16 protein-coding genes are annotated in these 21,660 nt (G+C 66.6%); 8 read left to right on the top strand and 8 right to left on the bottom strand.

Features of this window, described 5'->3' with window-relative positions; all coding sequences use genetic code 11:
- Window positions 1-3: 3 nt before the first annotated feature.
- Both G6N46_RS19710 and G6N46_RS19705 read right to left on the bottom strand, forming a co-directional pair.
- Entirely contained in the window at window positions 4-351 is a 348-nt protein-coding gene (locus G6N46_RS19710; RefSeq protein ID WP_082934949.1) for a type II toxin-antitoxin system PemK/MazF family toxin, read from the bottom strand.
- The gene (locus tag G6N46_RS19705; RefSeq protein WP_064861194.1) at window positions 338-574 is read right to left on the bottom strand and encodes a hypothetical protein; all 237 of its coding nucleotides are present in this window, start codon (window positions 572-574) and stop codon (window positions 338-340) included. Before G6N46_RS19705 ends, G6N46_RS19710 begins: the two co-directional genes overlap by 14 nt.
- Window positions 575-751: 177 nt before the next feature.
- On the opposite strand from G6N46_RS19705, the gene G6N46_RS19700 reads away from it, so the two are divergent.
- Both G6N46_RS19700 and G6N46_RS19695 read left to right on the top strand, forming a co-directional pair.
- Window positions 752-4,000: an arabinosyltransferase domain-containing protein gene (locus G6N46_RS19700; RefSeq protein ID WP_138251099.1), complete on the top strand. Its 3,249-nt coding sequence runs from the start codon at window positions 752-754 to the stop codon at window positions 3,998-4,000.
- 11 nt (window positions 4,001-4,011) lie between these two features.
- Window positions 4,012-7,191, top strand: coding sequence for an arabinosyltransferase domain-containing protein (locus G6N46_RS19695; protein WP_138251100.1), 3,180 nt, complete (start codon window positions 4,012-4,014; stop codon window positions 7,189-7,191).
- A 48-nt stretch (window positions 7,192-7,239) separates the two neighbouring features.
- On the opposite strand, the gene G6N46_RS19690 is transcribed toward G6N46_RS19695, so the two are convergent.
- On the bottom strand, window positions 7,240-7,716 hold the full coding sequence (locus G6N46_RS19690; RefSeq protein ID WP_131808866.1) for a hypothetical protein: 477 nt from the start codon (window positions 7,714-7,716) through the stop codon (window positions 7,240-7,242).
- A 125-nt stretch (window positions 7,717-7,841) separates the two neighbouring features.
- Here G6N46_RS19690 and G6N46_RS19685 point away from each other — a divergent pair, with 125 nt between their 5' ends.
- The 4 genes from G6N46_RS19685 (at window position 7,842) to G6N46_RS19670 (ending at window position 10,669) form a co-directional block, all read left to right on the top strand.
- The gene (locus G6N46_RS19685; RefSeq protein ID WP_234880817.1) at window positions 7,842-8,642 is read left to right on the top strand and encodes a DeoR/GlpR family DNA-binding transcription regulator; all 801 of its coding nucleotides are present in this window, start codon (window positions 7,842-7,844) and stop codon (window positions 8,640-8,642) included.
- 102 nt (window positions 8,643-8,744) lie between these two features.
- Window positions 8,745-9,983 carry a glucose-1-phosphate adenylyltransferase gene (gene glgC, locus G6N46_RS19680; protein WP_138251101.1) on the top strand — a complete coding sequence of 413 codons (1,239 nt, stop codon included), beginning with the start codon at window positions 8,745-8,747 and terminating at the stop codon, window positions 9,981-9,983.
- Between the two features lie 53 nt (window positions 9,984-10,036).
- Window positions 10,037-10,393 carry a WhiB family transcriptional regulator gene (locus tag G6N46_RS19675; RefSeq protein ID WP_407665198.1) on the top strand — a complete coding sequence of 119 codons (357 nt, stop codon included), beginning with the start codon at window positions 10,037-10,039 and terminating at the stop codon, window positions 10,391-10,393.
- A gap of 42 nt (window positions 10,394-10,435) precedes the next feature.
- Window positions 10,436-10,669, top strand: coding sequence for a hypothetical protein (locus G6N46_RS19670; RefSeq protein WP_138251103.1), 234 nt, complete (start codon window positions 10,436-10,438; stop codon window positions 10,667-10,669).
- On the opposite strand, the gene G6N46_RS19665 is transcribed toward G6N46_RS19670, so the two are convergent.
- The 5 genes from G6N46_RS19665 to G6N46_RS19645 all read right to left on the bottom strand — a co-directional run bounded on the left by G6N46_RS19665 (window position 10,666) and on the right by G6N46_RS19645 (window position 18,875).
- Complete coding sequence (locus G6N46_RS19665) at window positions 10,666-12,063, bottom strand: nitrate/nitrite transporter (RefSeq protein WP_138251104.1); 1,398 nt, start codon at window positions 12,061-12,063, stop codon at window positions 10,666-10,668. The genes G6N46_RS19670 and G6N46_RS19665 overlap by 4 nt on opposite strands.
- Window positions 12,064-12,166: 103 nt before the next feature.
- Window positions 12,167-12,910 (bottom strand): respiratory nitrate reductase subunit gamma, encoded by a 744-nt coding sequence (narI, locus tag G6N46_RS19660; protein ID WP_138251105.1) that lies wholly within the window; start codon window positions 12,908-12,910, stop codon window positions 12,167-12,169.
- The gene (gene narJ / locus G6N46_RS19655; protein WP_138251106.1) at window positions 12,907-13,593 is read right to left on the bottom strand and encodes a nitrate reductase molybdenum cofactor assembly chaperone; all 687 of its coding nucleotides are present in this window, start codon (window positions 13,591-13,593) and stop codon (window positions 12,907-12,909) included. The genes narI and narJ overlap by 4 nt, the downstream gene beginning before the upstream one ends.
- Window positions 13,590-15,194, bottom strand: coding sequence for a nitrate reductase subunit beta (narH, locus tag G6N46_RS19650; RefSeq protein WP_061006214.1), 1,605 nt, complete (start codon window positions 15,192-15,194; stop codon window positions 13,590-13,592). The genes narJ and narH overlap by 4 nt, the downstream gene beginning before the upstream one ends.
- A gap of 33 nt (window positions 15,195-15,227) precedes the next feature.
- The gene (locus G6N46_RS19645) at window positions 15,228-18,875 is read right to left on the bottom strand and encodes a nitrate reductase subunit alpha (protein WP_138251130.1); all 3,648 of its coding nucleotides are present in this window, start codon (window positions 18,873-18,875) and stop codon (window positions 15,228-15,230) included.
- Between the two features lie 415 nt (window positions 18,876-19,290).
- Between G6N46_RS19645 and G6N46_RS19640 the strand changes: the two genes are divergently transcribed.
- On the top strand, window positions 19,291-20,376 hold the full coding sequence (locus G6N46_RS19640) for an HNH endonuclease signature motif containing protein (protein ID WP_163692899.1): 1,086 nt from the start codon (window positions 19,291-19,293) through the stop codon (window positions 20,374-20,376).
- Window positions 20,377-20,423: 47 nt separating this feature from the next.
- Window positions 20,424-21,649, top strand: a protein-coding gene (locus G6N46_RS19635; protein WP_138251108.1) for an IS3 family transposase whose coding sequence is annotated in 2 segments (ribosomal slippage) — window positions 20,424-20,714 and window positions 20,717-21,649 — 1,224 coding nt in all. Because the reading frame shifts where the segments join, the coding sequence is not laid out codon by codon here.
- Window positions 21,650-21,660: the final 11 nt, after the last annotated feature.

Here is a 21,660-nt window from a genome sequence, read left to right as displayed (position 1 = left end):
TGCTCATATACCGAGGATCAGGGCCAGGGATTTCTCTATCTGTCCCATCGTTGGTGCCGCGAGCACCCCGAGCCGACGTACCAGCCGACCCCGGGCGATGCCACGGACGGCGCGGCAGACGGCGACGCTGTCCACCTCGACGCCCTCGCCCGGCCGGATTGTGGGCCGCAGAGGTGTGGCGATTCGCGAGCTGGAGACGGGAACCACCACGACAAGTTCGGTGGGTTCACCGGTGAGCAGATCATCAACAGACAGCACAACGGCGGGCCGGTGTTTCGTCGGTTCTCCGGCCCGACCGGCACCGAGTGCGACCAGCCATAAGTCACCGCGGCGTGGCTCAGCCGAGGTCATCGGTGTCCGTCTGGCCCCAGTCCTGGTCCTCTTCGATGACGGCTTCGTTGGTCGCCTCGGCCACGGTGGCAGCCCGCTCCGCTGCAAACGCATCCTCGCGTTCTGCGCGGTTGGCCCATTCGTCGAGCAACGCGACAACGGAAATACCGTGGTCGCGAGCTCGTGCGTTGAGGCGGTCACGGGTCGCGACCGGGACCCGGATTGTCGTCGTCGGTGTCGCCATAGATATAGATGTTATTTGTAGACAAGAGTATCTACAACCAAGATGGTTCCTTCGACTCCGACACAGTCAAATGCGAAGCACCGCTTCGGTTCCAACCATCACATTCCGGCTTACCAACCTCGACATTCCGTAGCAGTGGCCCAGGCCACATATAACTGTCGCCTAGTCTTGAGCCTCGTGCCTGCCAGGACTGCCCGTCTCGTCGCGATCATCGCGGGCCTTGCCGGTCTGCTGCTCTGCGCGCTGACCCCACTGCTGCCCGTCAAGCAGACGACCGCGACCATCTTGTGGCCACAGGCCCCAAATGCCAGCGGAAACGTCTCTGACCTCACCGCCCCGCTGGTGTCCGGTGCACCGCTTGCGCTGGATGTCTCCATCCCGTGCGCGGCCATCGCCACCCTTCCCGCCGAGGGTGGTCTGGTCTTCTCGACGATCCCGCCCGACGGCATCGACGCCAGCCGCAACGGCCTGTTCGTCCGCGCCAACGCCACCGACGTCGTCGTCGCGTTCCGGGACACCGTGGCCGCGGTCGCCAAGCGGTCCGACATCGGGAAGTGCAGCAATCTGCACCTCTGGGCGACCAACGGCGGCGTCGGCGCCGACTTCATCGGCCTGCCCGGCGCCTCCGGCACCGGCAGCGTCGAGAAGAAGCCTCAGGTGGCCGGCATCTTCACCGGTCTCAAGGTGCCGGCGCAGCCCGGCCTGTCCGCGCGCGTAGACGTCGACACCCGGTTCATCGTGGTCCCGACGTTCGTCAAGTCGGCCGCCATGGCGCTCGGTGTGCTGCTGACGCTGGTCTCGATCGTCGCGCTGGCACTGCTGGACCGCCTGGACGGCCGCCGCGTGCACGACGGCTGGCAGCGCTTCTGGAAGGTCGGCCGCTGGCACTGGCTCGCCGACATCGCGGTGTTCCTCGGCCTCGCCGGCTGGCACCTGATCGGCGCGATCTCATCCGATGACGGCTACAACCTGACCATCGCGCGGGTCTCCGGCCAGGCCGGTTACGTCGCCAACTACTTCCGCTACTTCGGTGCCTCCGAGGCGCCGTTCGACTGGTACCAGTCGGTGCTCGCACACATGGCGACCGTCAGCACCGCGGGCGTGTGGATGCGACTGCCCGCGCTGCTGGCCGGCATCGCGACCTGGACATTGCTGTCGCGCTGGGTGCTGCCGCGACTCGGCCCCGGCGCCCGCGGGGTGTCGGCGAACGCGATCGCGATCTGGACCGCGGCCGCGGTATTCCTGGCGGCCTGGTACCCGTTCAACAACGGCCTGCGCCCCGAGCCGCTGATCGCCTTCGGCGTGATCGCGACCTGGGTGCTCATCGAATACGCCATCGCCACCCGGCGCCTGGCGCCCGCGGCCGTCGCGATCATCGTGGCGGCGTTCACCGCGACGACGGCGCCGCAGGGCCTGATCGCGCTGGCCCCGCTGCTCGTCGGCGCCCGTGCGCTGGTCCGCACGATCCGCAGCCGCCGGGCCGGAACGGGTCTGCTGGCCCCGATCGCCACGCTGGCCGCATCGGCGTCGCTGATCCTGACAGTGATCTTCCGGAACCAGACCCTGGCGACCGTCGCCGAATCGGCGCGCATCAAGTACACCGTCGGCCCGACCATCTCCTGGTACCAGGAATTCCTGCGCTACTACTTCCTCACCGTCGAGGACAGCGTCGACAGCTCCATGACCCGCCGGTTCTCGGTGCTGATCCTGCTGCTGTGCCTCTTCGCCACCCTGGCGCTGCTGCTGCGCAAGGGCCGCGTCCCCGGCCTGGCCAGCGGTCCGGTGTGGCGTCTGCTCGGCAGCACCATGCTCGGCCTGCTGCTCCTGCACTTCACGCCGACCAAGTGGGCCGTGCAGTTCGGTGCGTTCGCCGGATTGTCGGGGGCGTTCGGCGCGGTCATCGCGTTCGCGTTCGCGACGGTCGGACTGCACAGCCGGCGGAACCTGGCGCTGTACGTAACGGCACTGCTGTTCGTGCTGGCCTGGGCGACGTCCGGGATCAACGGCTGGTTCTACGTCGGCAACTACGGCGTGCCGTGGTTCGATCGTCAGCCCGTGCTGGCCGGTCACCCCGTCACGTCGATGTTCCTGGTGCTCGCGATCATCTCGGCGCTGCTCGCCGGCTGGCTGCACTTCCGCATCGACTACGCCGGCCACACCGAGGTCGCCGAGACGCGCCGCAACCGCGCGCTGGCATCGACGCCGCTGCTGATCGTCGCAGTGATCATGGTCGTGCTCGAGGTCGGTTCGATGGCCAAGGGCTTCGTGCAGCGCTACCCGCAGTACACGACGGCCCGCGCCAACCTGGACGCGCTCGGATTGTCCGACAAGAGCTGCGCCATGGCCAACGACGTGCTGGTCGAAGCCGACACCAACGCCGGCACGCTGCAGCCCGTGCCCGGCCAGACCTGGGGCAAGTACGGACCGCTGGGCGGCGAGAACCCCGTCGGCTTCACCCCGAACGGCGTCAGTGACTCGCTCGCCCCGCCGCACCCGGTGGTCGCGAACCCCGGCACCGTCAACTCCGACGGGTCGCCCAACAAACCCAACGTCGGCGTCGCCTTCGCAGCCGGCACCGGCGGCGGCTACGGCCCGACGGGCGTCAACGGCTCCAATGTGTTCCTGCCGTTCGGTCTGGACCCCGCCCGCACCCCGGTGATGGGCAGCTTCAAGGAGAACGGCGTCGCCGCCAAGGCCACCTCGGCCTGGTACCAGCTGCCGCCGCGCAGTGCCGACCGGCCTCTCGTCACCGTCGCCGCCGCCGGCGCCATCTGGTACTACGACGAGGAGCACGAGTTCCACTACGGCCAGTCGCTCAAGCTGCAGTGGGGTGTGCACCGGCCGGACGGCAGCTACCAGGCCCTCGCCGAGGTTCAGCCCATCGACACCTTCGCTCAATACGCCTGGCGCAACCTGCGGTTCCCGCTCGCCTGGGCGCCGCCGGAGGCCAACGTCGCCCGCATCGTCGCCGACGATCCCAACCTGTCGGAAGACCAGTGGTTCGGGTTCACGCCGCCGCGGGTCCCGACGCTGCAGAGCGCGCAGCAGTTCCTCGGGACGCAGACGCCGATCCTGATGGACATCGCCACCGCCGCGAACTTCCCGTGCCAGCGCCCGTTCTCCGAGCATCTGGGTGTGGCGGAGCTGCCGCAGTACCGCATCCTGCCCAACACCAAGCAGGTCGTGGTGTCGTCGAACATGTGGCAGTCCGCGCAGAAGGGTGGCCCGTTCCTGTTCATCCAGGCCCTGCTGCGGACGTCGACCATCCCGACGTACCTGCGCAACGACTGGTACCGAGATTGGGGCTCCATCGAGCGGTACGACCCGGTGGTGCCGCCGTCCGTGGCCCCGCCTGCAGCGATTGACCAAGGCACCATGACCGTCAACGGCTGGAGCCGCCGCGGCCCGATCCGGGCCCTGCCATGACCGGGACGGGAATGAACGCACAGCAAGTCAAGGTCACCCGATGGGTGGCGATCGTCGCGGGCCTGATCGGCTTCGTGCTGTCGGCGCTGACGCCGCTGCTGCCCGTGGTGCAGACGACCGCGCAGCTGAACTGGCCGCAGCAGGGTCAGTTCGGCAACGTGACCGCGCCGCTGATCTCGCAGACGCCGGTGACGATGACGGCGACGATCCCGTGCGACGTGCTGCGGACGCTGCCGCCGTCGGGCGGGCTGGTGTTCGGCACGGTACCCAAGGACGGCAAGCAGGCCGCGCTCAACGGCTTGCTGGTCAACGTGTCCAGCAGCCGCGTCGACATCACCGATCGCAATGTGGTGATCGCCAGCGTGCCGCGGCTGAAAGCCATTGGTAATCCAGGTTGTTCGCGCATCGAGATCATCTCCGACAAGAACGGGACGTTCGCGACGTTCGTCGGCCTGACCGGTACCGACGGCAAGGAACTGCGCACCGGGTTCGCCGACCCGAACCTGCGGCCCACCGTCGTCGGTATCTTCACCGACCTGAAGGGCGCTGCACCGCAGGGGCTTTCGGTGTCCGCAACGATCGACACCCGGTTCATCAACCGGCCGACCATCATCAAGTACACCGCCATGTTCGGCGGTATCGCGGCGACCATCGTTGCGCTGCTGGCCCTTTGGCGGCTGGACCGGCTCGACGGGCGCCGCATGCAGCGCCTGATCCCCAGCCGTTGGCGGACCTTCAACATCGTCGACGGCGTCGTGGTCGGCGGGTTCCTGCTGTGGCATGTGTTGGGCGCCGGGTCATCTGACGACGGCTACATCCTGCAGATGGCGCGCGTCGCGCCGCACGCGCAGTACATGATCAACTACTTCCGCTGGTTCGGCAGCCCCGAGGACCCGTTCGGCTGGTACTACAACGTGCTGGCCCTGATGACGCACGTCAGCGACGCCAGCATCTGGATTCGCCTGCCGGACTTGATCTGTGCGCTGATCTGCTGGCTGCTGCTGTCGCGCGAAGTGCTCCCCCGGCTCGGGCCCGCGGTGGCGGGCAGCAAGGCCGCCATGTGGGCCGCGGGCCTGGTCCTGATGGCCGCGTGGATGCCGTTCGACAACGGCCTGCGTCCCGAGGGCCAGATCGCCACCGGCGCCCTGATCACCTATGTCCTCATCGAACGCGCCATCGGCACCAGCCGGCTGACCCCGGCCGCCCTGGCCATCATCAGCGCGGCGTTCACCCTGGGCATCCAGCCGACGGGCCTGATCGCCGTGGCGGCCCTGCTCGCCGGTGGCCGCCCGATCCTGCGCATCCTCGTGAAGCGGCGCCGCGAGGTCGGCACCTGGCCGCTGATCATGCCGCTGCTCGCCGCCGGCTTCGTGATCCTGACCGTGGTGTTCGTCAACCAGACCGCGGCAGGGGTGTTGGAGGCCACCAGGATTCGCACCGCGATCGGCCCGAGCCAGGCCTGGTACACCGAGAATCTGCGGTACTACTACCTGTTCCTGCCGACGGTCGACGGCTCGATGACCCGGCGCTTCGGCTTCCTGCTGACCGCGCTGAGCCTCTTCACATCGATGTTCATGATCCTCCGGCGCAAGCGGGTTCCCGGCATCGCGCGCGGCCCGGTGTGGCGCCTGATGGGCATCATCTTCGCCACCATGTTCTGCCTGATGTTCACCCCGACCAAGTGGGTGCACCACTTCGGCCTGTTCGCGGCCGTGGGCGCCGCGATGGCCGCGGTGGCCACCGTGCTGGTGTCGCGTTCGGTACTGAAGTCGGCGCGCAACCGCATGGCCGTCACCTCGGCGGTGCTGTTCCTGCTGGCGCTGGTCTCGGCCACCACCAACGGCTGGTGGTACGTGTCGAGCTATGGCGTGCCGTTCAACAACGACATGGTCGCCGTCGGCGGAATCAAGCTCAGCACGATCTTCTTGGTGCTGTTCGTCATCACCGCGGTGTGGGCGTTCTGGCTGCACTTCAACAGTGACCGCCCAGAGGGCCGGCTCACCCGGCTGGTCACTGCGGCACCCATTCCGCTGGCCGCCGCGTTCATGGTCGTGGTGTGTGTGGCGTCGATGGCCATCGGCGCGGTGCGCGAATACCCGACGTACTCGAACCTGGCGAGCAACCTGCGGGCATTGAAGGGCGGCTGCGGGCTGGCCGACAACGTGCTGGTGGAGCCCGACTCGAACGCCGGGTTCCTGACGCCGCAGGCCGGCGACTACGGGCCGCTGGGCGCGTTGGGCGGCGTGGGTCCCGTTGGCTTCACTCCCAATGGCGTGCCGAATCGCATTGTGGCCGAAGCAATTCGACTCGACTTCCCGGTGTCGGGTACCGACGCCGACTGGGATGCCGCAGTCAAGCTGACGACCCCGGGCATCAACGGGTCGACGGTGCCGCTGCCCTACGGTTTGGACCCCGCGCGGGTACCGGTCGCCGGGACGTACACCACCGGCCCGCACTCGCAGGCCAAGCTGACGTCGGCCTGGTACGGCCTGCCCGCCGCTGATGCCGCGCATCCGCTGGTCGTCGTCACCGCCGCCGGCACCATCACCGGGAACAGCTCGCTGAAGGGCCGCACCGAGGGGCAGACTGTCGAGCTGGAGTACGGCCGCACCGGCCCCGACGGCCGCCCCGTGCCGGGCGGGCGGGTCGTGCCCTACGACATCGGCCCGACGCCGTCGTGGCGCAACCTGCGCTTCGACCGTCGCCAGATTCCGGCCGACGCCACGTACGTTCGCGTTGTGGCAGTGAACCTTTCGCTCAATGAGGGCGACTGGATCGCCGTCACCCCGCCGCGGGTTCCCGAACTCAAGACCGTCGAGCAGTTCATCGGCAAGACCCAGCCGGTGTTGATGGACTGGGCCGTCGGCCTGGCGTTCCCGTGCCAGCAGCCGATGTTGGTGCGCAACGGCGTGACCGAGGTGCCGAAGTTCCGCATCACCCCGGACTACACCGCCAAGAAGCAGGACACCGATACCTGGCAGGACGGCATCAACGGCGGCCTGCTGGGCATCACCGACGTACTGCTGAAAGCCCACGTGATGTCGACGTACCTGTCCGACGACTGGGGCCGGGACTGGGGCTCGCTGCGCGCGTTCACGACGGTCGTCGACGCGACGACGGCCGAGCTGGACCTGGGCACCGCGGTCCACAGCGGACTGTGGTCACCGGGCAAGATGCGAATCAAGCCGTAGCTCGCCGCGCCGAATGGCCTGGGTTACCAGGCCATTCGGCGTTCGAGGTCATTTCCGGCGCCACCAGTGGGTGTCGGGTTCTCCGGTCTTGCCGACCGATCTGAGGGTGAACGCTGTCGGCGTCACCGACACGGGCTCCAGCGCCCACTCCGACGGCGGCTCGATGGGTTCGTCTGGCCTGCCTGCCACGAAGCCGACTGTCCACCGCATCCGCAACACGCACGGACCACCGGGCACGCGCGGCTGGTAGCTCCAGGTTCCCCGCCGGCCCACCGCCCGCTCCTGGACGACGGCCGAGCCGTCCCTACCGAAGCCGACGACGCCACTACTGCCTGTCATCCAGCTGCCGACGAACTGCTCCACCGTCACCGGCGCATGCGCGCACGCGGGGCTGACGTCGAGGTGTGCGGGCGGTTGCACGAACACTGCGGTGGCCGGGGTTCCCTCGATGCTTCCGATTCCGCAGGCGGCGACGCTGAACGTCAGGGCCGCGCAGATCACTGTGATGCTGGCGCGTCTGTTCACCGTCTCCACGCTAGGACAGGTGTCATCCACGGGCCGACGGCAAGCACTCTTGACAGATTCCCAACTAAACGCAATTATTAACAACCAAATCCAAGTGGTGCAGCTCACAAATGGAGGGAGGTGTCGTGGCAACCACAGGGCCCGCTCCGCGCGATGCGACAGCAGCCCTCTACGCCGATCAGCGCAAACAGCAATTGCTCGAGACGCTCCGGCGCGATGGTCGCATCGACGCCGCCCGGATCGCGTCCGAGCTCGGCGTGACGGGCGAGACCATCCGCAAGGACCTCATCCTCCTGGAGCGCCAGGGCTTGTTACGCCGGGTGCACGGTGGCGCGGTGCGCGTCGACTACCTCTCCTACGAGCCTGCCGTCGAGACCCGGACCGAGTTCCTCGCCGAGAAGGCCCGCATCGCAAAGGCCGCGCTCGCACACCTTCCCGACCGTGGGTCGGTGCTGATCGACGCCGGCTCCACAACCGCACAACTGGTCGAGCAGTTTCCCTGCGACCGCGAACTCACCGTGTACACCAACTCATTGACGCAGGCACTGACCCTGGTCAGCAGGCCACAGCTCACGGTCTACACCTTGGGTGGCCGGGTCCGTTCGAAAACCTTTGCCGAAGTTGATGATTGGGCCGCCCGCGCACTCGCCGAGATCAACGTCGACGTCGCATTTCTGGGCGCCAACGGCGTCAGCGCCGACCGCGGGCTCACCACCCCCGCCCCGTCCGAAGCCGCCGTGAAACGACGCATGCTCGCGTGCGCGCACCGCCGCATCCTGCTCGCCGACCACAGCAAGTTCGGGGCCGTCAGCGGCGCCCAGTACGGCCGGCTGGAAGACATCCACCTACTCATCACCGACACCGGCGTCGACAGCCATCAGCTCTCCGAACTCTCCGCTGCCGGAGTGACCGTGGAGCAGGCGTGATATCTACCGATACCCCAACGACTTTCGCGAAGAGCTGAGTTCACCAGTCCGACATCGCGTGATCCACCACGGCGTTGCCCGCTGCCCAGAAGGAGAAATCACATGGCCGATCCGAAGATCCTCGGCCTGGTCCTGGCCGGAGGCGAAGGCAAGCGGCTGTCGCCACTGACACTCGACCGGGCGAAGCCCGCGGTGCCGTTCGCCGGACTCTATCGACTGATCGACTTCGCGCTCTCGAACCTGGTGAACGCCGGGGTTCTGCGGATCGCCGTCCTCACGCAGTACAAGAGCCACAGCCTCGATCGCCACATCACCACGACGTGGCGGATGAGCAGCCTGCTCGGCAACTACGTGACGCCCGTACCCGCGCAACAGCGCCTGGGCCCGCAGTGGTACACCGGCTCGGCCAACGCCATCCACCAGTCGCTGAACCTCATTCACGACGAAAAACCGGATCTGGTCGTGGTATTCGGAGCCGACCACGTCTACCGCATGGACCCACGACAGATGATCAAGCAGCACCTCGACGGTGGTGCGGGCGCCACCGTCGCCGGAATCCGGGTGCCGCGCACCGAGGCGAGTGCCTTCGGCGTGATCAAGACCGCACCCGACGGCCGGCAGGTCGAGGCGTTCCTGGAGAAGCCGGCGGACCCGCCGGGCCTACCCGACTCCCCCGACGAGGCATTCGTCTCGATGGGCAACTACGTCTTCTCGACCGAGGCGCTCATCGACGCGCTGAGTGCCGACGCCGACGATGAGTTCAGCAAGCACGACATGGGCGGCGACATCATGCCGATGATGGTCGAGCAAGGCCGCGCCCAGGTCTATGACTTCCAGAGCAACCTGGTCCCGGGCTCTCATGCCGAGAACAGCGGCTACTGGCGCGACGTCGGCACGCTGGACTCCTACTACGACGCTCACATGGACCTGTGTGCCGTGGTCCCGGCGTTCGACCTGTACAACAGCACATGGCCGATCCTCACGCACATTCCACCGCACCCGCCGGCGAAGTTCGTCCACGACGACGGCGACCGGGTCGGTCGCGCCGTCAACAGCGTCATCTCCAACGGCGTGATCATCTCCGGCGCGCTGGTACGCGAATCCGTGCTGTCGCCGGGTGTGCGCGTGGAGGAGTACGCCACGGTGGACCGCTCGGTGATTCTGGACAACACCGTGGTGGGCGCACATGCCTTGGTACGCAACGCAATCGTCGACAAGAACGTCGTGATTCCGCCGGGCGCGCAGATCGGGGTCGACAGCGAGCACGACCGGGCACGCGGCTTCGTCATATCAGAGGGCGGCGTGACGGTCGTCGGCAAAGGCCAACGGGTCACCGCATGACCAACAACCAAGTAGGAAGCACGAGGTAGAACATGACCGGGAAGCGAACCGCGTTGCCACTGCCCGCGCCGGCCATCCGGCCGGTGGCCGACGAATGGGAATGGCAGGAGTCTGCCCGTTGCCGCTCAATGGATTCCAGCGTTTTCTTTCATCCCGACAACGAGCGCGGTCGGGCGCGCAGACAACGTGAACAACGTGCCAAAGAGATTTGTCAGCAGTGCCCGGTGAAGGCCCCGTGTGCCGCCTTCGCGCTGCTTTCCGGCGAGCCGTACGGCATCTGGGGCGGCGTCTCCGAGTCCGAACGCCTTTCCGCGCTGGGTATTTCAGACCCGCGCGCAGCCGGAAACCTGAGTACGGCACTACGCCGCGAAGCCCGGCGCGCCGGTCTGGCTGCCGCGAGCGGCGAATAGCACCAGCACTAAATATTTCCCAACGAGCACAAGGAGACACACATGGCTAACACAACACAACCCACCTCGTCGGTGGTTCGCACGGTTGCGGCGATCGCCGGCGCCGGCGCCCTGGCGGTCATGGGAACCCTGGCGGTCACCACCGCCCGACACGATCAGTCTGTTCTCGAGGCATCCGGCGGGCCGGCGACAGTCACCAGCACCACCCCGCCGTCGACTCCGCTGATCGCGTTCGCATCACCCACCGTGACCGCGACCTACTCCGGGAAACACTAAGCCACACTGACGACTTCGGCCGGCGCGGCAGGCGCGACCACAGTCAGCGGGGTGCGGATGTAGCGGGTCCACGTCAGGGTCAGTGCCGCCACGTAGAAGGTGACGAAGACCCAGAACGCCGCGGTGGCCGAACCGCTGGACAGGTAGGACTGCCGCAGCGCCAGGTTGATGCCCACGCCCCCGAGTGCGCCGATGGCGCCGGCGAAACCGATGAGGGCACCGGACATTCCGCGCGACCAGTTCAGCCGGTCGGTCTCGCTACCCACCACGGCGTGGCTGCGGGCCTCGAAGATCGACGGGATCATCTTGTACACCGAACCGTTGCCGATGCCCGACAGGATGAACAGCGCGACGAAGCCGACGATGAAGCACGCCAGGGTGGCCGCGTCGACAGCGCCGCCGGTGTGGTCGTGGTAGGTCGACGCCGAAATCAGCAGTGCACCAAAGAGGATCATGCCGGCGAAGGCCGCCACGGTCACCCGGGCACCGCCGACGCGGTCGGCGAGCTTACCGCCGTAGACCCGAGCCACCGAACCGAGCAGCGGACCCACGAACGCGATCTGCGCCGCGTGCAGCGCCGCCTGCGCGGCGGTCTGGCCACCGGCGACGAAGTTGATCTGCAGGATCTGGCTGAAGGCGAACGAGAAGCCGATGAACGAGCCGAAGGTGCCGATGTACAGGAACGCGATGCTCCAGGTGTCGGACTCGGTCAGGATGGCGCGCATGGCGCCGGAATCGATCCGATGCTGCGCAAGGTTGTTCATGAACAACGCGGCACCGATCGCCGCGACGGCCAGCAGCACCAGGTAGATCGCGCACACCCAGTAGGGCGCGCGGTTACCCGCGACGGCGATCACCAGCAGGCCCACCACCTGGATGGCCGGCACACCGAGATTGCCTCCGCCGGCGTTGATTCCGAGCGCCCAGCCCTTGAGCCGCTGCGGGTAGAACGCGTTGATGTTCGTCATGGACGATGCGAAGTTGCCGCCGCCGAGACCGGCGAGTGCCGCACACACCAGGTACGGCCACAACGGGAGTCCGGGGTGGGCCAGCAGCCACATGCTGCCCAGCGTCGGAATGAAAAGGACGAGCGCGGAGAAGACGGTCCAGTTGCGGCCACCGAAGGTCGCGGTCGCCATCGTGTACGGGATGCGCAGGCAGCCACCGACGAGCGTCGCGGTGGCCGCCAGCAGGAACTTGTCCCCGGCGGTGAAGCCGTACACGGACTGCGGCATGAACAGCACCATGACCGACCACATGGTCCACACCGAGAGCCCGATGTGCTCCGCGATCACCGACCAGATCAGATTCCGCCGGGCGACGTACTTGTTGCCGGCTTCCCAGGCAACGATGTCTTCAGGGTTCCAGTCGGTGATGGTTCGCGATCGAAACATACTGCAAACGTAGGGTTTTCATGTTTCCCCGACGCTCCGGGCGATGACCCGGTGGTGACGATTCACTCACCTGCCGCGCCGCCGGGGTGTGAAGAGAGCCGGCTCACACCCAACGGTTGCGTGGCGGCGGTGCCTGCGGCGTCACCCAGGCCTTGGCGTACCGACTGTTGCTCGCGCGCTGCGGATCCCGGCTCCGGTAGACGACGTATGGCCGCACCAGGTAACCGACGGGAGCACTGAACATGTGCACCAGCCGCGTGTAGGGCCAGATACCGAACAGCGCCAAGACAATGAGCACGTGAACCTGGAACGACAGCGGCGCGGTCGACATCAACTCGGGCGTGGGATGCGGCGTGAACAGGCTACGCAGCCACGGGGATACCGTCTCCCGGTAGTTGTACGCCGACACGACATTGCCCAGGGTGTTGACCATGCCGGTGACCAGGGCGCCGACCAGCAGCAGGTACATGAGCTTGTCGCCGGCGGTGGTGGCGGCACGTACCGCCGGCACCGTGGTGCGGCGGTACAGCAGAATGGCGGCGCCCGCGATCACCGCGAACCCGGCCGGCGCGCCCATGCCGATCGCCAGCAGGTGGTAGGTGTGCTCGGAAATGCCGATCGCCGAGGTCCACGACTCCGGGATCAGCAGGCCGACAACGTGTCCGCCCAGCACACCGAGGATGCCGAAGTGGAACAGCGGGCTACCCAGCCGCAGCAGTCGGCTCTCGTAGATCTGCGACGACCGGGTGGTCCAGCCGAATTGGTCGGTCCGGTAGCGCCAGATGTGCCCCAGCACGAACGACGTGAAAGCGATGTACGGCAACGTCATCCACAAGAGGTTGGTCATCGTCGCCCTCCAGCCAGGGCCGGATCCATCATCATCGGATCCATGCCGAACGGGTCCAGGCCGACGTCCTCCTCGGGCGGACCGTCGGCGGCGAGTTCTGTGATGCGCCGACGGTCGGCGGTGTTGATCGGCGGCAGGGTCGCAAGAACCGCGGCCAGTAGACCGGCGTACGGAGAATTGCTGTCCTGCAACGAGAGCCGGAGCAGTTCGAGTACCGGGACATGCTCGGCCAAGAGGCGCTCGCCGCGCGCCTGGTCCACGGTGGCCGCGAATTCCAGCACCAGCGGCAGGTAGTCGGGCAGCTCTTCGTCGCCGATGGTGATGTCCGCCTGCCGGTAGGAGTGCTTGAACCGCAGCAGCGCCATCCCGCGCTTACGGGTGTCACCGTAGGCGTAATACGTCAGATGCAAGCTGGCCCGCCGGCGCATGTCGAACGTCTCGACGTAACGGGTGGCACGCTCGGTCGCGTCCGTCTCGCAGAAGTACCGCAGGAAGTCGGTCACGTGGGTACGGATCGGCTCGGGCAGTTCGCCCGCAGCCGCCGCCAATTCATCTGTGAGCGCGCTTGTTTCGGCGGTCGGGTAGTCGAGCAACAGCGCAGTGACGCGCCACACGAGGCGCTGCTGATGCTCGGACAGGTCAGGACCGGTCGCCGTCCGGCGCCCCAGGGACAGGAGCTTCATCGGGTCGGCACCAGCCCGTCAGGGCTGCGCCCGTCCCAGTTGAGCAGATTGACGCGCGTCGGATCATCCTTCGGCACAGCGCTGTTGGTGTCGACGAGGTGGAACTTGTCGGCCATCGCGTCGAAGGCCGACATCCCCGGGCCACCGTCACCGTCGAGGCTGCAGCCGGTCGCGATAGCGTCGAGACGGTGCGCGTCGGAACCGGCACCGCTCGGAATGACGTACCGGTCCTGGTATTTCGCGATGGCCAGCAGCCGGTACATCGACTCGATCTCCTCGCCGGTGAGACGCACCGACTCGGGAATGGTCTCGTCGAACTCCTCACCGAGGTTGGCCGACCGCATGTAGGCGCGCATGGCGGCCAACCGCTGCAGGGAGGCCCGAACCGGCCCGACCTCCCCCGCGGTGAACAGCTCGGCGAGGTACTCGATCGGGATGCGCAGGGTGTCGATGGCGCCGAACAGGTTGTTCTTGTTCTCGCCGTCGTGGCCGGTCTCCTTGAGGATGTCGACCACCGGGGACAGCGGCGGGACGTACCAGACCATCGGCATGGTGCGGTACTCCGGGTGCAGCGGCAGCGCCACCTGATAGTCGACGATCAGCCGGTAGACCGGTGAATTCTGCGCGGCCTCAATCCATTCCGGTGAGATGCCGGCGCGCTCGGCCTCGGCGACCACCCGCGGATCATGCGGGTTGAGGAACACGCCGAGCTGAGACGGATAGAGGTCCTTGTCATCGGTGACCGACGCCGCTTCCAGCACCTTGTCGGCGTCGTAGAGCATGACGCCGATGTACCGCAACCGGCCGACGCACGTCTCCGAACAGACGGTCGGGATGCCGACCTCGACACGCGGGTAGCAGAACGTGCACTTCTCGGCCTTGCCGGTCTTGTGGTTGAAGTAGATCTTCTTGTACGGGCAACCGGTGACGCACTGGCGCCAGCCGCGACACTTGTCCTGGTCCACCAGGACGATGCCGTCCTCTGCGCGCTTGTAGATGGCGCCCGACGGGCACGACGCAGCACACGCCGGGTTCAGGCAGTGCTCGCAGATGCGGGGCAGGTAGAACATGAACGTCTGCTCGAATTCGAGCTTGACCTTCTGACTGACCTCTTCGACCTTGGCCAGCAACGGATCCCGCCCGACCTGCTCGGGTCCGCCGCCGAGGTCGTCGTCCCAGTTGGCGCCCCAGGTGACCTTGGTGTCCTGCCCGGTGATCAGAGACTTGGGCCGCGCCACGGGTGTGGTGTCCATCAGCGGCGACGACAGGAGGTTGTCGTAGTCGTAGGTCCACGGGTCGTAGTAGTCGCTGACCGTGGGCAGGTCCGGGTTGGCGAAGATGTTCAGCAGCCGCTTGAACCGGGAGCCCGATTTGAGCGTGAGCTTGCCGCGCTTGTTGAGCGTCCAACCGCCCTTCCAGCGTTCCTGGTCCTGGTATTGGCGCGGATATCCCTGTCCGGGACGGGTTTCCACGTTGTTGAACCAGACGTACTCGACACCGCTACGGTTGGTCCACGCCTGCTTGCAGGTGACGCTGCAGGTGTGACAGCCGATGCACTTGTCGAGGTTCATCACCATCGCCAGTTGGGCCATGACTCTCATTGGTCTACTCCGCGAGCTTCGTATCCGGTCATGTCAGTACTCGACTTCCTGCGAACGGCGACGGATGGTCGTCACCTCGTCGCGCTGATTTCCGGTGGGGCCGTGGTAATTCAGCGCAAAGGACTGCTGGGCATAGCCGCCGATCAAGTGCGTCGGCTTGATCATGATGCGGGTCAGGGCGTTGTGGATACCGCCACGCTTACCGGTCTTCTCGGTACGCGGCACGTCCACCGCCTTGTCCTGGGCGTGGTACATGAAGACCAGACCCTCGGGCATCCGGTGGCTGACGATCGCGCGGGCATTCACCACACCGTTGCGGTTGGTGCACTCGATCCAGTCGTTGTCCTTGACCCCGATCTTGGCGGCGTCGACATCCGACATCCAGATCGCCTGTCCACCACGCGAAAGCGTCAGCATGTACAGGTTGTCCTGGTACGCCGAGTGGATTGACCACTTGGAGTGCGGCGTCAGGTAACGCACGGTGATGCCACCGCTGGTGTCACCGACCGCCGGTTCGTCGAACAGTGCCGTCATGTCCAGCGGCGGACGGAACGTCGGCAACTGCTCCCCCATCTCGTCCATCCAGTCGTGGTCGAGATAGAAGTGCTGGCGCCCGGTGAGCGTGTGCCAGGGCTTGAGCCGCTCGGTGTTGATGGTGAACGGCGAGTAGCGCCTGCCACCGGTCTCCGAACCCGACCACTCAGGTGACGTGTTGACCGGCATGGGGCGGGACTGCGTGTCCGCGAAGGTGATTCGCTTGCCTTCGTTCTCGGCAGCCAGGTCGACGAGCTCGGTCCCCGTGCGGCGCTGCAGGGCCTCGAAGCCCTCCACCGCCAGGCGGCCGTTGGTGGTGCCGGACAGCGCCAGAATGGCCTCGGCCGCGTGGGTGTCCTTGGCCAGCGACGGCCGTCCCGCCGCGACGCCGCGATCGGACACCCCGTTGACGCCGGCCAGGTATTCGACCTCGGCGTCGGGGTGCGTGGTGACGCCCTTGACCGTCAGGCCCAGGGTTTCCACCAGCGGGCCGAGCGCGGCCATCTTGTCGGCCAGCGCCGGGTAGTCGCGTTCCACCGTCACCAACCGCGGCATGGTCTTGCCCGGAATCGGTTCGCATTCACCGGCTTTCCAGTCCAGGACCTTTCCGCCGGGCTGGGCGGTGGCGTCGGAGCTGTCGTGTGCGAGCGGCATCGCGACGATGTCCTTGCGCTTACCCAGGTGCTTCTCGGCCAACCACGAGAAGCCGCGGGCGATCCGGTGGAAGGCGTCGAAGTCGGTCTTGGTCTCCCATGGCGGCGAGATGGCCGGCGAGAAGGCGTGGACGAACGGGTGCATGTCGGTGCTCGACAGGTCGTGCTTCTCGTACCACGTGGCGGCCGGGAGCACGATGTCCGAGTACAAGGTGGTACTGGTGTTGCGGAAGTCCAGGGACAGCAACAGATCCAGCTTCCCTGCCGGCGCCTCGTCGCGCCAGCGCACGTCCTGCGGGTGCACTCCGTCCTCGTCGCTGGCCGCTACGTTGTTGTCGGCGCCCAGCAGGTGCTTGAGGAAGTACTCGTTGCCCTTCGCCGACGAGCCCAGCAGATTGGACCGCCACACCGTCAGACAGCGCGGGAAGTTCTCCGGGGCGTCCGGGTCCTCGCAGGCGAACTGCAGGTGCCCGGACTTCAGGCCGTCGAGCACATGCTGCGCCGCGTCTTTGCCCTGACGCTCGGCCTCGTCGGCCAGGTCCAGCGGATTGCGGTTGAACGTGGGATAACTCGGCATCCACCCCAGCCGGCTCGCGAGAGCGATGTTGTCGGCCGCCGTCCGGCCGGCCAGCGTGCCGGTGGCGAGCGGCGACGTCATCGGTTCGGTGGTGAACCGGTCGTAGCGCCACTGGTCGGTGGCCAGGTACCAGAACACGGTGCCCTGCATCTGACGCGGTGCGCGTTGCCAATCCAGCCCGAATGCCAATGTGCCCCAGCCTGTTACCGGACGGCACTTCTCCTGGCCGACGTAGTGCGCCCAGCCGCCGCCGTTGACGCCCTGACAGCCGGTGAGCATGACGAGAGAAAGGAACGAGCGGTAGATCTGATCCGAATGGAACCAGTGGTTGGTGCCGGCACCCATGAGGATCATCGAGCGCCCCTTGGAACGCTCTGCGTTGTCGGCGAATTCACGCGCGATACGCTCGGCGGCTTGGGCCGGCACGCCCGTGATGGCCTGCTGCCACGCCGGGGTGTACGGCTCGGTGGCGTCGTCGTAACCGGCCGGCCAGGTGCCCGGCAGGCCGTCACGGGCCACGCCATACTGCGCCAGCATGAGATCGAAGACCGTGGTGACCCGCTGGCCCGCAACGATTCTGGTGGGCACCCCACGTTCCAGCACACCGGGCTGGTCGGTGTCGAACCGAGGGAGTGCAACGGTAGCGACATCATTGGCGCCACCGTGCAGCGTGAGGAGGGGGTCGACCCCCTGCAGGTCCAGGTTCCATTTCCCTTCACCGGAGGCGGTGAAGCGATGGCCCAGGGACCCATTGGGCACCACCGGGGTGCCGTCGGCGTCGAGCAGTACCGGTTTGGAGACCGCGGCTTCCGTGTCCGCGTGTTCGCCGCCGAGATCCGCTGCGGTGAGGAACTTTCCGGGGACCAGCCGGCCGTCACGCTCGGTCAGGGCGACCAGGAACGGCAGGTCGGTGTACTTCTTGACGTAGTCGGTGAAGTACGGGGTGTTCTTCTCGACGAAGAACTCCTTGAGGATGACGTGGCCCATCGACATCGCGAGCGCGGCGTCGGTGCCCGGGTGGGCCGGCAGCCATTCATCGGCGAACTTGGTGTTGTCGGCGTAATCCGGCGACACCACAACGACTTTCTGGCCGCGGTAGCGCGCCTCGGTCATGTAGTGCGCGTCGGGCGTGCGGGTGACGGGGACGTTCGAACCCCACATGATGAGGTAGCCGGCGTCGAACCAGTCGGCGGATTCGGGCACGTCGGTCTGGTCGCCGAACACCTGCGGTGACGCCACCGGCAGATCGGCGTACCAGTCGTAGAACGACAGCATCGACCCGCCCATGAGCGAAATGAACCGCGCCCCAACGGCATGGCTCACCATCGACATGGCCGGGATCGGCGAGAACCCGGCCACGCGGTCGGGTCCGTAGGTCTTGACGGTGTAGACGTGGGCGGCCGCGGCGATCTCGGCGGCCTCCCACCATTCCGCGCGGACGAAGCCGCCGCGGCCGCGGGCAGACTTGTAGGCCTTGGCCTTCACCGGGTCCTCGACGACGTCGGCCCACGCCAGCACCGGGTCGTTCAGCCGCTCTTTGGCTTCGCGGTAGTAGTCGAGCAGCAGACCGCGTACGTACGGATACCGCACGCGCGCAGGCGAATACGTGTACCAGGAGAACGACGCGCCGCGGGGGCAGCCGCGCGGCTCGTATTCAGGCTTGTCGGCGCCGATCGACGGGTAGTCGGTTTGTTGCGACTCCCAGGTGATCACGCCGTCCTTGACGTAGATCTTCCACGAGCACGAACCGGTGCAGTTCACGCCGTGCGTGGAGCGCACCACCTTGTCGTGTGCCCAGCGGTCGCGATAGAAGTCGTCCGCCGATCGCCCGCCGACCTTGTGAATCGTGCGCTGGTCGCCGGAGATTTCACCGCGGTGAAAATACTTGGACAACCGCAACAACGCGTCGCCGGCCATCGCCGGGCTTCCTGCCAACTCGGCCACAAAGCCCTCCTCTCGAGCCGTCGGAACATGAGGTTAGAGCCGGTCAGAAGGCTGTCAAAAGAACGCACATGCCCCCTCCGTGCCTGTGCGACCGCGTTAACAGGGCTGTCATGTCATGAAACAGAGGCGATTTCGGCATCGCGGGTTCTACCTGCGGTGATCTGTTGATCAGGGTAAACGCGGAGCGGCGCGGTGCGTCGCCCGTCACATTGCCGAGGGGTCGCGATCCGGAATGTTTATCAGCGCGGTAACAAACCGCAGCCGGTACTCGGAACGATGGATTCCCGCCAAAGACAGGCCACCGGCACCGTCACGGACGTCCTGATATGTCCCGCACCGACGTGAAAATCACCCTTGCCGTTCGAACGTTTGTTCGATACACTGTGTTATGGGAATCGCACCGGATCTCAACCCACTCCTCGACCACCTGCGCGGCGTGGCCATCCCCGAGAACATGTCGGGCGAGGACGCCGTCAACGTCACGCGGCTACTGCTGCTGATCCGGGGCGTGGTCGACCATCTCGCCGCGACAATGACCGCGGTGCTCGACCGCTGTGGTGTGGCGGCATCGCAGGGACGGACGCCCCGCGAACTCCTGATGTCGCTGGGGTGTGCACCCTCGGTGGCCGAACGGCTGATCCGGGTCGGTGCCGCGCTACCGTCGCTGCCAACCCTAGCGGCGCATGCCGGCGACGGCGCGATCTCCGGCGAGCATGTCGACGCGATCGTCAAAGGCATCAACCACATCCACGCCCGCGCACCCGGACCAGTCGACGAGGAGACTCGCTTCGTCCAGTTGACCGACCTACTGGGGCAATTCTTCTCGGGGGCGACGCCGGCTGAGATCGGTAATCGGGCGCGGCGGCTGGGCAACCGGCACGCCGCCGCCGAAGGCGGGCTGCCGGCCGCCGAAGACCGGTCGATCAACACCGTCGACCACCGGATCACCTCCGACGGGCGGGTGCAGGTCCGGGCGGATCTGGATGCCGAAGTCGGCGCCAAATACATCGCCGCGATGGAGGAACACTCGGCACCGCGACCCGAACCCGACGGCAGCCCCGACGTGCGCTCGGCAGGCAGGCGGCGCGCCGATGCCCTGGAGGCGGTACTGGATATCGCCGCCCGCGGCGGCGACACCGCGTCCGCGCCGCGCACCCAGCTCCTGGTGACGGTACCCGCCGACACGCCGGACCTGGCCACGCTGGAATTCATCGGATCGATCAGCACCATGACCCTGGACCGGCTCACCTGCGACACCACCGTCACCACGATCATCGTCGACGGCGAACAGGTACCGCTCGATATGGGGCGGGAGAAACGGCTGTTCCCGCCGCATCTACGCAAAGCGCTCTATCACCGGGATCAATGCTGCATCAAATGCGGCGCACCACCCGGACGCACCCACGCCCACCACATCGTGCACTGGACCCACCACGGCGAAACATCACTGAGTGCGGTTGACCCCGTTTGGTAGACATCCTGATCGCCCGGTTGCGGCTGGGCAGGGAAGGATGGCACCTGATGGGTGCGAAGAGGAAGTCGTATACCCCGGCTTATCGGCGGGAGGCGGCGCATCTGGTGATCGATACCGGGCGCACGATCGTTGAGGTGGCCCGGGAGATCGGCGTGGGTGAACAGCTTCTGGGCCGGTGGGTCGCGATCGAACGCTCACAGATGGCTGATCCGCCGACGGCAATCGATGCAGATGAGCGGACCGAATTGGAGCGGCTGCGCCGTGAGGTGGCTGAGTTGCGGATGGATCGGGAATTCCTGAAAAAAGCCGCGGCCTTCTTCGCTGCGGAGAACTCGAACCCGCCGAGGCGTTCGAATTGATCCACGCGCAGAAGGCCGTCCCGCAGATGCCCACCATCGCCCGGATGTGCACGCTGCTGGGCGTCTCCCGGTCGGGCTACTACAAGTGGGCCACCACACTCCTGGCCCGTGTCGGCGGGGTGCTGGGCAGCCGGGCGGCGCGCAACGCGGATCTGGTGGTCAAGATCAAGGTGGCCCATGATGCCTCAGATCAGGTGAACGGCTCCCCGCGGATCACCGCCGATCTACGGGCCGCCGGTGAAGTCGTTTCCCGCAAGACGGTTGCAAAATTGATGCGCCAGAACGGGATTCGCGGTATCAGTCCGCGACCGTGGACGCCGCCGACGACCATCAGCGGTGACGGGCCGTGCGTCCTACCGGATCTGGTGGCACGCCGGTTCGATCGTGGCGAGCTGAACAAGGTGTGGACCTCTGACATCACCTACCTGTCCACCGGGCAGGGCTGGCTGTACCTGTGCGCGGTCCGTGATGGTTGCTCGCGCCGAGTCCTGGGGTACGCCTTCGCCGACAGTCTGCACACCGACGTAGTCGAGCAGGCCTTGCGGCGGGCGGTGCTGTTCCGTGACCCGCCACCGGCCGCCGCTCCGGCCGATCGGGTGATCTTCCACGCCGACCGCGGCTGCCAGTACACCTCCGCGCAGCTGGCCGCCGTCGCCACGGAAGTCGGGGTCCGGTTATCGGTCGGCCGGACCGGTGTCTGCTACGACAACGCGCAACAGGAATCGTTCTGGTCGACCCTGAAAACTGAGTTCTATCAACGGTATTCGTTTGCCACGCACAGTGAGGCGATCCTGGCGGTCAGCAACTGGATCGAGAACACCTACAACCGGTCACGCCGGCACAGCAGCCTCGGCATGATCAGTCCGATAACCTTCGAGCGACAGCTCGTCACAACGGCCAACCAGGCCGCTTAACCGATGTCTAC

Origin of the sequence: Mycolicibacterium phocaicum (assembly GCF_010731115.1) — a bacterium.
Lineage (GTDB): Bacteria > Actinomycetota > Actinomycetes > Mycobacteriales > Mycobacteriaceae > Mycobacterium > Mycobacterium phocaicum.
The sequence above is the reverse complement of the archived record's forward strand: the minus strand, read 5'-3'. Positions and strand labels throughout refer to the sequence as shown.

What these genes read in the sequence shown, in the direction of transcription:
- narH (WP_061006214.1), bottom strand. Translation starts at nt 15,194, where the DNA reads ATGAGAGTCATGGCCCAACTGGCGATGGTGATGAACCTCGACAAGTGC.
- G6N46_RS19640 (WP_163692899.1), top strand. Translation starts at nt 19,291, where the DNA reads ATGGGAATCGCACCGGATCTCAACCCACTCCTCGACCACCTGCGCGGC.
- glgC (WP_138251101.1), top strand. Translation starts at nt 8,745, where the DNA reads ATGGCCGATCCGAAGATCCTCGGCCTGGTCCTGGCCGGAGGCGAAGGC.
- narJ (WP_138251106.1), bottom strand. Translation starts at nt 13,593, where the DNA reads ATGAAGCTCCTGTCCCTGGGGCGCCGGACGGCGACCGGTCCTGACCTG.
- G6N46_RS19705 (WP_064861194.1), bottom strand. Translation starts at nt 574, where the DNA reads ATGGCGACACCGACGACGACAATCCGGGTCCCGGTCGCGACCCGTGAC.
- narI (WP_138251105.1), bottom strand. Translation starts at nt 12,910, where the DNA reads ATGACCAACCTCTTGTGGATGACGTTGCCGTACATCGCTTTCACGTCG.
- G6N46_RS19670 (WP_138251103.1), top strand. Translation starts at nt 10,436, where the DNA reads ATGGCTAACACAACACAACCCACCTCGTCGGTGGTTCGCACGGTTGCG.
- G6N46_RS19665 (WP_138251104.1), bottom strand. Translation starts at nt 12,063, where the DNA reads ATGTTTCGATCGCGAACCATCACCGACTGGAACCCTGAAGACATCGTT.
- G6N46_RS19645 (WP_138251130.1), bottom strand. Translation starts at nt 18,875, where the DNA reads ATGGCCGGCGACGCGTTGTTGCGGTTGTCCAAGTATTTTCACCGCGGT.
- G6N46_RS19710 (WP_082934949.1), bottom strand. Translation starts at nt 351, where the DNA reads ATGACCTCGGCTGAGCCACGCCGCGGTGACTTATGGCTGGTCGCACTC.
- G6N46_RS19695 (WP_138251100.1), top strand. Translation starts at nt 4,012, where the DNA reads ATGAACGCACAGCAAGTCAAGGTCACCCGATGGGTGGCGATCGTCGCG.